The organism is Gemmatimonadota bacterium, assembly GCA_026706345.1.
Classification (GTDB): domain Bacteria; phylum JAAXHH01; class JAAXHH01; order JAAXHH01; family JAAXHH01; genus JAAXHH01.
Genome location: JAPOYX010000081.1, coordinates 1 through 13,350 on the forward strand (window position 1 = coordinate 1; position 13,350 = coordinate 13,350).

The 13,350-nt window shown below is 61.7% G+C and carries 10 protein-coding genes; all 10 read right to left on the reverse strand.

From position 1 onward, the window contains the following. The coding region (locus tag OXG98_06295; GenBank protein ID MCY3771611.1) for a PHP domain-containing protein at positions 1 to 708 on the reverse strand (708 nt) is incomplete at its 3' end. A gap of 5 nt (positions 709 to 713) precedes the next feature. Continuing rightward, positions 714 to 3,383 carry a valine--tRNA ligase gene (locus OXG98_06300; GenBank protein MCY3771612.1) on the reverse strand — a complete coding sequence of 890 codons (2,670 nt, stop codon included), beginning with the start codon at positions 3,381 to 3,383 and terminating at the stop codon, positions 714 to 716. Between the two features lie 238 nt (positions 3,384 to 3,621). Then, positions 3,622 to 4,794 carry a cell division protein FtsZ gene (gene ftsZ, locus OXG98_06305; GenBank protein ID MCY3771613.1) on the reverse strand — a complete coding sequence of 391 codons (1,173 nt, stop codon included), beginning with the start codon at positions 4,792 to 4,794 and terminating at the stop codon, positions 3,622 to 3,624. 71 nt (positions 4,795 to 4,865) lie between these two features. Then, positions 4,866 to 6,086 (reverse strand): cell division protein FtsA, encoded by a 1,221-nt coding sequence (ftsA, locus tag OXG98_06310; protein MCY3771614.1) that lies wholly within the window; start codon positions 6,084 to 6,086, stop codon positions 4,866 to 4,868. Between the two features lie 17 nt (positions 6,087 to 6,103). Then, positions 6,104 to 6,946 (reverse strand): FtsQ-type POTRA domain-containing protein, encoded by an 843-nt coding sequence (locus OXG98_06315; protein MCY3771615.1) that lies wholly within the window; start codon positions 6,944 to 6,946, stop codon positions 6,104 to 6,106. Next, positions 6,943 to 7,869 (reverse strand): UDP-N-acetylmuramate dehydrogenase, encoded by a 927-nt coding sequence (gene murB, locus OXG98_06320; GenBank protein MCY3771616.1) that lies wholly within the window; start codon positions 7,867 to 7,869, stop codon positions 6,943 to 6,945. The genes OXG98_06315 and murB overlap by 4 nt, the downstream gene beginning before the upstream one ends. A 4-nt stretch (positions 7,870 to 7,873) precedes the next feature. Next, positions 7,874 to 9,274 (reverse strand): UDP-N-acetylmuramate--L-alanine ligase, encoded by a 1,401-nt coding sequence (murC, locus tag OXG98_06325; GenBank protein ID MCY3771617.1) that lies wholly within the window; start codon positions 9,272 to 9,274, stop codon positions 7,874 to 7,876. Further along, on the reverse strand, positions 9,267 to 10,409 hold the full coding sequence (gene ftsW / locus OXG98_06330; GenBank protein MCY3771618.1) for a putative lipid II flippase FtsW: 1,143 nt from the start codon (positions 10,407 to 10,409) through the stop codon (positions 9,267 to 9,269). The genes murC and ftsW overlap by 8 nt, the downstream gene beginning before the upstream one ends. A gap of 4 nt (positions 10,410 to 10,413) precedes the next feature. Beyond that, a complete protein-coding gene (locus tag OXG98_06335) occupies positions 10,414 to 11,832 on the reverse strand; it encodes a UDP-N-acetylmuramoyl-tripeptide--D-alanyl-D-alanine ligase (protein ID MCY3771619.1) in 1,419 nt (472 codons plus the stop codon). Continuing rightward, positions 11,825 to 13,306, reverse strand: coding sequence for a UDP-N-acetylmuramoyl-L-alanyl-D-glutamate--2,6-diaminopimelate ligase (locus OXG98_06340; GenBank protein ID MCY3771620.1), 1,482 nt, complete (start codon positions 13,304 to 13,306; stop codon positions 11,825 to 11,827). The genes OXG98_06335 and OXG98_06340 overlap by 8 nt, the downstream gene beginning before the upstream one ends. Positions 13,307 to 13,350 lie beyond the last annotated feature (44 nt).

The window sequence follows — 13,350 nt, forward strand, 5'->3', positions numbered from 1 at the left end:
CAATCCGTACTTCGACGCCAGTTGCCCGTAATGGCGACGGGCTGTTTCGGTGTGTTCCGGATGGATGACCTCCAGGCCATCTAGGCCACGTTCGATAAAACCGGGGATCAGTTCGTCCCGCCGAAGGGAGCCCGGATGGGCAAGCACCGCCATGCCGCCGGCCCCGTGTATGATCTCAATCGCGTCCTCTACGGCAAAAAAGACCTTGGGCACGTATGCGGGCGCGTGATTTCCGAGGTACCGGACAAAGGCATCCTGTATCGATTCGACGTGGTTATTCTCCAGCAGAGCGCGGGCGACATGCGGTCTGCCGATGCTGGTTCTTCCGTCCTGTGCGCATGCGATCACCGACTCCAGTTCGAGCGCCACTCCCAGGTCGTTGAGCTTCCGCACGATACCCTTCGCCCGGCTCAACCGGTGCGACCTGAAGGTTTCCAGGTACGAAAGCAACGCCTGGTTCGCGGGATCGAAGCAGTAACCCAGGATGTGCACGTCGAAAGCGCCTTCCCGCGCACTGAGTTCCACGCCCGGTACGATCTCCAGGCCCTGAGGCGAAACACGCCGGGCCCGTTCGACGCCGTCCACCGCGTCGTGGTCCGTAATCGCCAGGGCGCGCAAACCTGCGCCGCGGGCTTCCGAAACGAGTTCTTCCGGGGAATGGACGCCGTCGGAACAGTCGCTGTGGGCGTGTAAGTCAATATAGCACATGACGCTTATCCAGCACAAATCATTTCGAGATTGCGATTCAGTCTGCCGATCATGTCCTCGTAGCTGTCCTGTTTTTTCTTCTCTTTCTCGACGACCTCTGCCGGCGCTCTTTCAAGGAACTGGCCGTTTGAGAGGCGCTTGAGGACCTTTTCCAGCTCCTGCTCGACCCGGGTCCGCTCCCTGGACAGGCGTTCCGTTTCGATTTCCAGGTCGATCAGGCCGCTGAGAGGAATGTAGAACTCCATGTCCCGGAGCACGCCGGACGCGCAGCCGGCGGGCCGGGCCTCGTCCCCATCGACGAACACCAGGGCGCTTCTGGCGAGGGACTGGACTGTGGCGGCCTGACGGGAGAACACGTCAATCAGGCCCGTGTCGCCAACCTGGCAGTACACCGTCATTTCATGGGTCGGATGCACCCTGAAATCCGCGCGCACGCCCCGGATGGCCCCGATCAGTTCCTGGATGAGGCGTACGTTCCGTTCGGCGCCCACCTCAATCCGATCCGGGTCCGTCTCCGGCCAGGGCGCTACGACGATGCTGACCGGTCCCGCTTCCTCAGCCGGTTGATAAGGTCTCAACTGCTGCCAGATTTCCTCGGTGATGAACGGCATGAACGGATGAAACAGGCGTAGCGTCCGCTCCAGCACGAACAGGGCCGTGCGCCGCGCCTGATCCCCGGAATCGAAGTCGGTTTCGTCGTAGACGCGCTGCTTGATCGCCTCGAGATACCAATCGCAGTAGTCGTGCCAGAAAAAATCGTAAAGCAGCAGCGCCGCCTCGTGGAAGGCATACTTCGTCAGGGAATGCGTCACCTGCTCGACGGTCCGCGCCAGACGTGACAGAATCCAACGGTCCCAGAGGTTTTCAGGACATAAGGTTCCGGTTTCCGGCCGCTTCTGATGCATGAGCACCAGCCGCGCGGCATTCCACATCTTGTTCGCGAAATTCCGCCCTACTTCAACCTGTTCATTGGAATAGAGCACATCCTGGCCGTGGGGCGCGATCAGCATCATCGCGTATCTCAGCGCGTCCGTGCCATAGGTGTCCATGACCTCGAGCGGATCGGGCGAATTGCCCAGCGATTTGCTCAGTTTGCGTCCCTTGATGTCACGTAACAGGCTCGTGAGATAGACATCGTCGAAGGGCCGGTCATCCATGAATTCATAGCCCATCATCATCATGCGAACGACCCAGAAGAAGAGGATATCGTGGCCGGTAACCAACGTGGAGGTGGGATAGAAGGCCTCGAGTTCCGCGGTCCGCTCCGGCCAGCCCATGGTCGAAAAGGGCCACAGGGCCGAAGAAAACCACGTGTCGAGCACGTCTTCGTCCTGGATCAGGACTTCGTGACCGCAGCGGCCGCAGCGATCCGGCGCCTCGACGCTCGCGTGCACGCTTTCACACGAACCGCAATACCAGATCGGAATGCGGTGCCCCCACCAAAGCTGCCGCGACAGACACCAGTCCTCGATATGCTCGAGCCAGTGGCAGTACGTCTTCTCCCAGTGATCCGGCGTGAAGCGCGGGAATCCATCTTCTTCCAGGGCGCGAAGCAGACGCTGCGCGAGGGGACGGGTCTTCAGAAACCACTGGCGTGAAAGCCGGGGTTCGAGGGTCGAATCGCAGCGCTGGCAGTGGCGAACGGCGTGGACGTGCCCGTCGACCCGTTCGAGCAGGCCGAGATCCTCCAGATCCTTCACGACTCTGCGCCTGCAGTCGAACCGGTCCGATCCCCGGTAGGCGGGGCCGGCGGCTTCGTTCATCACGCCGTCCTCGTCCATGATCACGATCTGGGGCAGATCGTGTTTGTTTCCCAGCATGAAGTCATTGAAATCGTGGGCCGGCGTCACTTTCACGGCGCCCGAACCGAATTCCGGGTCGACCAGTTCGGCGTCGGCAATGATCGGGATCGTACGGTCCGTCAGAGGCAGTCTTACCCGTTTGCCGATCAGGTGCGCGTGACGTTCGTCGTCCGGATGGACGGCCACGGCCGTATCGCCGAGCATGGTCTCCGGCCTCGTCGTGGCGATGCTGATCCCTCCTTCGCCGTCTGCCAGGGGATACCGGATATGCCACAGCGAACCCCGCTCGTCCAGGGGAACGGCCTCTTCGTTGGACAGGGCGGTATTGCAACGGGGGCACCAGTTTATGATGCGATAGCCCCGATAAATCATCTTCTTTTCGAATAGCTCGATGAATACCGTGGCAACCGCCCTGGACAGCCCTTCATCCATGGTGAAACGCTCGCGCTTCCAGTCACAGGAGCAACCCAGTTCCTTCAATTGGCGGACAATAGTGCCACCGTATTGCTCCCGCCACTTCCATACTTCTTCAACGAATCTTTCCCGGCCTATTTCCTCCCGGTCGATGCCTTGCTCGGCGAGCATCCTCTCCACCACCACGTGCGTGGCAATGCCAGCATGATCCGTTCCTGGCATCCAAAGGGTTTCGAAGCCCTGCATGCGCTTGAAGCGCACGAGGATATCCTGGATCGTATTGTTCAGCACGTGGCCGAGATGAAGTATGCCGGTAATGTTCGGAGGGGGAATGACGATGGTGTAGGGCGGCTTGTCGGAAACCGGGTCGGCGTGAAAGAACTGGTTCTCTTCCCAGAAAGCGTACCACTTCCGTTCCACGGTTCCCGGGTCGTATTGCGGGGGCAGGCCCTCGGCCATATCGGGTGTTTCTCCCTGTCGTATCGAGCGTCACAGCATATAACAGGTTATGGAATGACCGTAATCAGACCGGGTACCGGACAGGAAAGACTACGCCCTCCATCGTGATGATATCTCGAATCCAGCAACGCCTGAATCGCCTGCCTCAAAATATCGTCCCGACGCGGACCTGTCAATTTAAATTGCCCGGCGGCTCAGATACCCGAATCTCCCCGGGGATGTCGGGTGATTCGGCTTTCTACGAACCGAAGGCCCGTCTGCGGCGCATGTAGGTCGGCACATCCAGTCCGTTGTTGTCGACCGCATCGTCGGAAGGGTCGCCGCCGGCCACTTCTTCCGTATCGAACCCGTTGCGCTTGACCCGCTGAAAGGCCGGAGTTTCCAGCTCGTCCGGGCGGTCGGGCTGGAATTTCAGGATGTTGCGCGTCAACATCTCGTCATGGGAAGCAATCGCATGATCCAGTCCCGTGGCGATCAACGTTACCCGGATCCTGCCCTCGAGGCTTTCGTCGAGGACCGTCCCCATGATGATGTTGGTATGCCCCGCGGCCGCCTGTACCGTGGTCATTACCTCTTCCACCTCGAACAGGGTCATATCCTCGCCACCCGATATATTGAGCAGAATGTCCTTGGCGCCGTCTATGTCCATGTCCGCCAGCAGCGGGTGCTTCATGGCCCGTTCCGCGGCTTCGAGTGCGCGCTTGTCTCCCTCGGCTTCGCCGGTTCCCATCAGGGCTTCGCCCTTGTTCTCCATGGTTGTCTTGATATCGGCGAAATCGACGTTGATCAGTCCGGGCAGGGTTACCAGATCCGATATGCCGCGCGTGGCCTGCAACAGGACCTCGTCGGCTACCTTGAGCGCGTCTTTGAAAGACGTGGTGTGGCTTACGGTTTCTTTGAGTTTCTGGTTAGGAATAATGACTACCGTATCCACATGTTCCTTTAATGCGGCCAGGCCGGTTTCGGCGTTCGCCGCCCGCTTGGGCCCCTCGAAGGCAAAGGGCTTGGTCACGATCCCGACGGCCAGCACGCCCAGTTCCTTCGCGATCTGCGCGATCACCGGCGCGGCACCGGTTCCCGTACCTCCACCCATGCCCGCGGTAATAAAGACCATGTCGATATCGGTCAGGTGTTCCGAGATGACGTCCCGGCTTTCCTCCGCGGACTTTCGGCCCACGTCGGGGTTGGCGCCGGCGCCCAGTCCCCGGGTGATTTCGTGTCCCAGTTGAATCTTGTACTTCACATTGGACCCTGCCAGGTCCTGCGCGTCCGTGTTTGCGACGAGGAAATCCACACCCGGAACGCCGATTTCAACCATGTGGTTGACGGCGTTTTTGCCCGCACCTCCCACGCCGATGATTTTCATGCGAGCAAACAGTCCCGGTTCCGCATCGAAATCGAAAGTAGACATTATTGCCTCCGTTCGTTGGTGTAAAAGCAGCAACCTGCAAGACCTTCATAATCACGACGCATCGTGGGGTGTTACAGCATGGCCACGATCCGGCTTCTCACACGATCCAGCCATCCTCCTTCCGTACCATTTCGCCACTCCTTTCCCGACGGGTTGCCCATGACGTAGCGCAACAGGCCCGCACCCGTCGCGTACACTGGCGCGTCCTCATCTCTGGCCAGGCCGGTAACTTCAACTGGCGCACCGATTTTCGCGGACATGCCGAAGACCTGTTCCGCCAGTTTCGCAATGCCCGGTATCTGGGCGCCACCGCCTGTGATTACGATACCGGTACCGATCAGGTGTTCGTATCCACTTCTCCTGATCTCCTGCCGGGCGAGGATCAGAAGCTCCTTTATCCGCGGTCCTGCGACGAACGCCAGTTCTTCCCGTGTCACCTGCCGCGACGGACGGCCGCCGACTCCGGGCACTTCGATCATGTCCTCCCTGTCCGGACGGACATAGACCGCACTTGCGTAGCGGCGCTTTATTCGTTCGGCATCCTCATGGGGCGTGCGGAGCCCGATCGCGATATCGTTCGTCAGATTGACCCCACCGGCCGGGATTACCGACGAATGCCGGATGCTGCCCCCGTGGAACAACGCGACGCCCGTGGTTCCTCCTCCCAGGTCGAGGAGAACGACACCCAGTTCCTTCTCATCGCTTGTGAGCACCGCGTGGCCCGCCGCCATCGAATCCAGGACGAGGTCCGTGACGCGCATTCCGGACTCCATGATGCATTTACGGACATTCTGAAGGGGGGTAACCGCTCCCGTGACGATGTGCACCAGCACTTCGAGACGGACGCCCGACATGCCGCACGGGTCGGGAATCCCGTGCTGGTCGTCCACGATGTAGTCCTGCGCGATCACGTGGAGGACCTGGCGGTCGGGTAAAATCTTCAGGGCCGTCGCGGAGTCATGCGCGCGTGCAACGTCCTCTTGCGTCACGCCGCCGTCCCCGTCGGACGCGATGGCCACGGCGCCTCTGCTGTTGACACTTTCGATGTGCTCGCCGGAGATCCCGGCGACGACGTCGTTTACCTTGACTCCCGCCGCCTGTTCCGCCGCATCGAGCGCCTGCATGATCGTGCGGGTGGCCTCGTCCATATTCACCACGACACCTCGCCTGATGCCGTGTGAAGGACAGGTTCCTTCGCCCAGAATATGGAGGCCGTCGTCTGTCATCTCGCCGATCAGCACGACGGTCTTGGTAGTGCCCATGTCGAGGGCGGCTATGAATTCACCGGCCATGTGAAACTCCTTTACCGCTACGAACGCCGCTCCGGAGACCGGGCGGACACGATCGGCCGGACAATCACCTGGTCCTTGAACCGCAGATCGATCAGCCTGGTCCTGATGGCGTCGGCTTCCAACCGGTCCACCGTTCGTTTCAGCATCTCGATCTTCCTGGGGTAGTGGCCCGTCCCGAATCTTATGGCCAATCCGCCTTCGACCATGTAGGCGATCGGATCATGCTGGCTCGATACGTGAACCTCGGACAATTCGTCATACAGCCCCGGAGAAAGCGTTCTCAGCACTCGCATCAGGTAGAGCGCGCGGCCCACCTCGGGATTAACCAGCATGGCATCCCTGAGCGTTTCGAACACTTGGTCCTGCCGGGTCGTGTTGTCTTGCGCGGGGTGGTCGCCTGGCGCGCCGACCGTGATCACGGGGAGGTCCGGCAGTCCGTTTCCCGGCGACAGCGGGATCAATTCGGCGCGCTCGGTGACGCCATAGAGTCGATTCAGCTGTACGAAGGCGACAGGCTGCAGTTCTTTCACCCACACGACGACGGTACCGGGCAGCCGCCTCGTCAGCGCGACGTGTGCGAACCGGCGGTCCAGCATCAGCCGCCGTTCGATCGCCGCCAGGTTGGCCGACCAGATGTTCCGCCCCCTTTCAAGGCCGGAAATCGTGACGATGTCTTCTTTGCCGACGTTCATGTTCCCCGTTACGACAATGGTGTCCAGATTGAACGCCGGCGAGGTTTTCGTCCACTTGGACAATGTCAGGCTTCCAAGGATAATCCCCGTTGTCGCGCCGGCCGTGAGCAGGACGATGGCCAGTCCGCGCACCAACCGGTATATGGGCCGCTTCCTGTTCAGATTCATACTACACCCGATTTCATCACGCGCACCTCGAGTTCAAGGGCTACGCCGGTCCGCTCGAAGACGCGCTCGCGAACCAGATCGATCAGCCGCAACGCGTCCGTAGCCGTAGCGCCTCCCTGGTTGACAACGAAATTCCCGTGGACGTCGGACACCCGGGCCCCGCCGACCTGAAGGCCCTTGCAACCGGCCGCGTCGATCAGCCTTCCGGCCTTGTCGCCCATCGGGTTCTTGAACATGCATCCCGCACTCTGGTCCGAGGACGGCTGGGTGCGCTTTCTGTACTCGGTAAAGACACGGATGCGTTCATACACGTTTTCCGGTTCGTCCGGCGTCAATCTGAACACGGCTCCGGTCACGATGCTGTCCCGGTCGATACCGCTTTCCCGGTAGGAAAACCCGGCCTCGGAAGCCCTGATCGTCACGACGTTACCGGGAGGCTGAAGCAGCTCTACGGACTCCAGCACCCGGCTCAGGTCACTCCCGTGGGCTCCGGCATTGCCCCGGATGGACCCGCCGACCACCCCGGGTATCCCCGTGCAAAACTCCAGTCCGCTCAGTCCGGCCGCGGCTGCGGACCAGGCGAGTCGAGGCAGGCTTACTCCGGCGCCCGCCCGGATGTATTCACCTTCCTGTTTCAAATGCCACAGCGTCCCCTCCGCCGGAGTCGAGCCCCGTATCTTGATCACCAGCCCCCGGAAGCCTTCGTCTGAAAAGAGGACGTTGCTTCCGTTTCCCAACACCAGCCAGGGTATCTCGCGCACGTGAGCGGCGGTGACGACTTCCAGCAGTTCCGACCGGGTTTCCGGCAGACACATCGCGTCGGCCGGTCCCCCGACCCGGTAGGTGGTATGCCGGTCGAGGCCCTCGTTGCGCCGAAGCCGGTCCGCGGGGACCAGCCCGCTGAGGATGTCGAAGATCTCCATGGGTCTAGGCCCCGCGTTTCCGCAACAGTTCGCATATCTGCCGTCCGACCTCGTCGATGTCCCCGGCGCCGAGCGTCAGTACCATATCCCCCTCCTCGAGATCGTCCACGAGGGCGGCCGCCACCCGGTCTTTGTCGGAGACGTACGCGACGTCCCCGCCGAATTCCCGCGAAGCCTGGACGATCATCTCGCCTGTAACCCCCTCCCGCGGCGTTTCCCTGGAAGGGTAGACGTCCGTCACGACCGTCCGGTATGCCGGGAATAGCCCGAGAACGCGTCCGAATTCACGGCGCATATGCTGCGTACGGCTGTACAGGTGCGGTTGGAACACCACGAACATGCGCCGGGCACCCGTGTTGGAAAGGGCGAGCAACGCCGCCTCGATTTCCACGGGATGATGGGCATAGTCGTCCACCACCGCGATGCCCTGTATCCTGTCCAGCACCTCGAAACGTCTCTTCAGTCCCCGGTATGCCGCCAGGGCCGCCACGGCCCGCTCGACGGGTATTTCGAGATAATCGGCCACGCCGATGGCCGCCAGGGCGTTGAGCAGGTTGCACTCGCCCGGTTGAGGCAATACCAGTCGACCGGCCGGAACATCCCGCACGTACACCTCGGCGGTAACGCGCCAACCCTCCGATACCACCCGGTCGGCCCGGATACAGGCATGCCTGGAAAGCCCATAGGTGACCAGCCGGCGCCGCAGCGCAGCACTTACTCTGCTTATGCCCGGGTCGTCCGCGCACACGAATACCGGCCCGTCCACGGGCACGAGATGGGCGAAGGCGACGAAGGCTTCATCAATGGCCTCTTGCGAACCGTAGTACTCCAGGTGGTCAGCATCTATCGAAGTGATCACGGCTATCTTCGGGGCCAGGGCATGGAACGATCGATCGTATTCATCGGCTTCCACGACCATCCAGGCGCCGCTTCCACGCCGCACGTTGGATCCGTTTTCCGTCATGATCCCGCCTATTGCGGCGGTCGGGTCCAGGCCGGCGGCGGAGAGCACCCTGACGATCATGGCCGACGTAGAAGTCTTTCCGTGGGTGCCCGCCACGGCGATGCCCTGCGTCCCGCGCATCAGCGTGCCGAGCAGGTCCGCGCGGGTGACGGCAAGCTGGCCCCGCCTGCGGGCGGCCGCGAGCTCGGGATTGTCCGCCGGTATGGCGGAAGAGTATACGATCAGATCGGCCCCCGACGCGTTATCGGGCTTGTGGCCGCAGAAGACGGAAGCGCCGAGAACGCGAAGACGTTCCGTCAGCGGCGTACGCCGGAGATCCGACCCGCTTACTTCGTATCCGTAATCAAGCATCAGCTCACCCAGTCCGCTCATTCCGATTCCGCCGATACCGATGAAATGCACGCGGCGGCATGCAAGCAAAGACTTACGCCGGTCAGTCATACTGGAGTCTCTGTCGACGGTAGGTCATTCTGGAAATATTCAGCAGGATCCCTATGCTCATCATGCAGAACAGCAGCCAGGAACCTCCGTAACTCAGAAAGGGGAGCGGCAGCCCCGTAGTGGGCAGCATGCCCGTCACCACTCCGATGTTCACCAGTACGTGCAACGCGATGAGCATGGTCAGTCCCGATGCCAGGAAGAAGCCGAAGTCATCGGGCGCCTGGCGGGCGATGCGGATCCCTCGCCAGGCGAAGACGCCAAAGAGGCCCAGTACCGCAAGCGACCCCAGAAATCCGAGTTCTTCGCCGATCACCGCGAACACGAAATCCGTATGGGGATCGGGAAGAAACAGGAACTTCTGCCGGCTTTGCCCCAGGCCGATGCCGAATACGCCCCCCGTGCCCAGGCCGATCAACGCCTGTTGCAACTGGTAATCCGCGCCTTGCAGATTGACGGCCTGTTCGACGGAACTGCTGAAAAACCGGTCGATATAGGTCATGAGACGCTGGCGGCTGTGCGTGGACGAATACAGCCTGAAGAAGAGGACCGGGAGCATGATCCCCACGGCGCACGCGAGGTGCAGCAGACGGGCCCGGCCCACGTACAGCATCGCGAATGCCGTTACCGCCAGGACGATCGCCGTGCCGTAATCCGGCTGCAGCACAATCAACAGGCAGGTGGCTCCCGCCACGGCAAGTCCGGGCAGCAATCCGACAACAAACCTCTCCATCACGTTCTGTTGCTTCGCCAGCCAGTAGGCCAGGAACAGCACCAGGGCGATCTTGATCCCTTCGGCAGGCTGAATCGTCATGGAGAACAGATTCAACGTGCGCGTCGCGCCCCGGATGGTCAGCCCGATGCCGGGGACAAACAGGAGCAGAAGAAACACCAGGCCGACGGCCATCCATACCGGGGCCCACTTTTGCTGTTTCTGGTAATTCAGGCTGGCGAACAGGACCAGGATGACGATCCCGAGGATCAACCTGACCAGGTAGCGTCTTACGAAGAATCCGCTGTCACCGGAAAACATCTCTTCGGCAACGGCCGAACTCGCGCTGTAGACCATCACCGATCCCACGCCCAGCAGGAGCAGGGACGAGACCAGCAAGGGAAGATCTATGCGCTGACGTAACACGGGTTTACCCCTCTACGGGCTTGCAAAGCGCTGTTGTCATGGATTCCACGACGGTTTCCATTCGCATGCCGCGCGATCCCTTGACCAGGACCACGTCGCCGTCTCTGATTTCCGCCAGTGCCACGGCGGCCGCCTCGTCGTTGGATGAACAGGCCACGACGCGAGAGGCCCGCATGCCTTCGTCCACGGCGGCTTCGGCGATGTCGCGGGCCAGATCGCCCACCGTGATGATCCGTTCCGCCACGCCGGCGGCGTGTTTTCCGATTTCCCTGTGCGCCGCCTTGCCTGTCCCGCCCAGTTCCAGCATGTCCCCGAGGACGGCCAGTTTACGGCCGTCGGTGGCCGCCAGCGCGTCCAGGGCCGCTTTCATGGACGACGGATTGGCATTGTACGTATCGTCGATCAGGTGCACGGCGCCCAACTGCCTGTATTCCATCCGCATGGGCGTGGGACCTACGCGCTGCAGCGCACGCGCGATGCATTTGTCGTCGATTCCGAAGAGCCTGCCCACCGCTACGGCTGCCACGGAGTTCATGACCTGGTGATCCCCCATCAGGTTTGTGCGAAAGACGGCTCCATTCGACAAAGTAAAAATCGATCCCGACAGTTCGGTCCCGGAGCGGACCAGCCTGACATCAGCTCCGGCGCCGCGCCCAAACGTAGTCACCTGCGCCGGACTGCGGCCGGACTGCTTCATGACGAGAAGGTCGTCGGCGTTCAGTATCGCGCGGCCATCCGCCGGCAGGTGGTCCAGGATCTCGCCCTTGGCCCGGGCGATTCCTTCGATCGACTCGAAAAACTCGATATGCGCGGGTCCCACGTTGGTGATTACACCCACGGACGGACGGGTCATGCGGGCCAACCGGTCCAGTTCGCCTGCCCGGTTCATACCCAGTTCGAGCACCGCGGCGCCGTGGCCTTCCTCCAGAGTAAACAGCGCCTCGGAGACGCCCAGTTGACTATTCAGGTTCCCCGGCGTCTTGAAAACCCGGTAGCGCTCACTCAGCACAGCGGCAATCATGTTCTTCGTAGTAGTCTTTCCGTTAGAACCCGTGACCGCGATTACCGGAAGCTCGAATCGGCTTCGGTGCCAGCCCGCGAACGCCTGCAGCGCCGGAAGTACTTCGGGCACGACGATCCGCGCGCCGTCCGGAGATTCACGGTCCGGCCGGCCCTCGTGCCAGTCGGCCGCAACCAGGGATGCGCAGGCGCCCGATCGCATAGCTTCAGGCACGAAATCGTGACCGTCGTAACGTTCGCCAGCAATCGCGACGAACAGGTTGCCCTCCCGGATACGCCGGGTATCTGAACAAACGCCCGTGATCCGGCTGTCACGAAGTGCCGGGACGGGAACGTGCAGTCTTCCGCCCGTGATGCCGGCTATTTCCAGCAGCGTGGGAGCCGCCCCGTTGCGATTATCCATAGTGTGCCTCGAGACATTCCCGGGCCTTGATCCGGTCATCGAACTCGATGTGCGATTCGCCCACGATCTGGTAGGCCGTGTCCCCTCTTCCGGCGATCAGCACGGTGTCCCCTTCACCCGCTTCGCTCAGGGCCTTGTGGATCGCTTCGCCGCGGTCCTGGACGATATGGGACCGGACATGGGGCAGGAGACCGGGCTCGATGTCCCGTATGATCCGGTCTGGCGATTCCGTTCTCGGGTTGTCGGTCGTCACGATGACCACGTCGGCATGGGTGGACGCCGCCCGGGCCATAAGCGGCCTCTTCCCCGGATCCCGGTCCCCGCCGCAACCGAACACGACCGTCAGGTTTCCCCGGGTCCATTCGCGGCAGGCTGACAGCACGGCGCCGAGCGCGTCAGGCGTATGGGCAAAATCCACGAGCACGTTGAAGGGCTGTCCGGCGTCGACGCGCTCCAACCGCCCCGGAACCCTTACACCGGCCATGGCCCGGTTCATCAGGTTGCAGTCGATACCGAATCCGAGTCCCACGGCAACCGCCCCCAGGGCGTTGTAAGCGTTGAAACGGCCCAACAGCGGCAGGGTCAGTCTGAAAGAGAGGCCGGATTGAACCTGTACTTCGAAGGAGGTCCGGTCCGCGTAGTAACCTATCGGCCCCGCTCTGCGGACGTCCGCCTTCTTGTCCAGTCCGTATGAACGCACCCGCGCGCGCGCGGCGTGCTTGAAATGGACGTAGGCCGGATCATCCATGTTCAGTGCGGCGTGGCCGTCCTCCTCGAGGTATTCGGAGAAAAGCAACATCTTGGCTTCCCGGTAAGCGTCGAAGGTCTTGTGGTCGTCCAGATGTTCCCGGGAGAGATTCGTAAAAACACCCGTGTTGAACCGCAGGCCTGCCAGCCGCTGCCAGACCAGGCTGTGCGAGGATACTTCCATGACGGCCCATTCGGCCCCCCGGTCCCGTATCTTTCTCAAGGTGCGGTGCAGTTCCATCGGATAGGGTGTGGTATGACCCAGCTTCCAGTCGAGCATTTCGCCCATGAACCGGCTGCCCAGTGTGCCGATTCCGCCCACGGACCAGCCGCATTCCCGAAGTATGGCCTCGATCAGCAGGGATACGGTCGTCTTTCCGTTGGTTCCCGTAATGCCGATCAGACGCAGGCCGCTCGCCGGTTGTCCGTGGTACGCGGCGGCCATCAGACCCAATGCCCTGGAGGTGTCCGGGACGATTACCACGGTCGCGTCATCGAGGTGCTCCGTACTTTCCTGGACCACAACCGAGGCGCCCCGCGCCACCGCGTCGCGAGCGTACCTGTGGCCGTCGCGGCCCGATGGCTCGCGCAGCGCGACGAAAACGTCGCCGGGCTCTGCGGACCTCGAATCGTGTACAATGGTTCTTATTTCCTGATCCGTCTGGTCCGCCCGGCCTGTAACCGTTTTTCGAGGCAGCGCATCCAGCAATTTCGACAGCTGTATCAACGCCTTGACCCTCTATGTCGTCGTCCGCGCGTAAGCGAACGATC

Coding starts and splice junctions, on each gene's coding strand:
- ftsZ (MCY3771613.1), bottom strand. CDS start 4,794: ATGTCTACTTTCGATTTCGATGCGGAACCGGGACTGTTTGCTCGCATG.
- murC (MCY3771617.1), bottom strand. CDS start 9,274: ATGACTGACCGGCGTAAGTCTTTGCTTGCATGCCGCCGCGTGCATTTC.
- ftsA (MCY3771614.1), bottom strand. CDS start 6,086: ATGGCCGGTGAATTCATAGCCGCCCTCGACATGGGCACTACCAAGACC.
- OXG98_06300 (MCY3771612.1), bottom strand. CDS start 3,383: ATGGCCGAGGGCCTGCCCCCGCAATACGACCCGGGAACCGTGGAACGG.
- OXG98_06315 (MCY3771615.1), bottom strand. CDS start 6,946: ATGAATCTGAACAGGAAGCGGCCCATATACCGGTTGGTGCGCGGACTG.
- murB (MCY3771616.1), bottom strand. CDS start 7,869: ATGGAGATCTTCGACATCCTCAGCGGGCTGGTCCCCGCGGACCGGCTT.
- OXG98_06335 (MCY3771619.1), bottom strand. CDS start 11,832: ATGGATAATCGCAACGGGGCGGCTCCCACGCTGCTGGAAATAGCCGGC.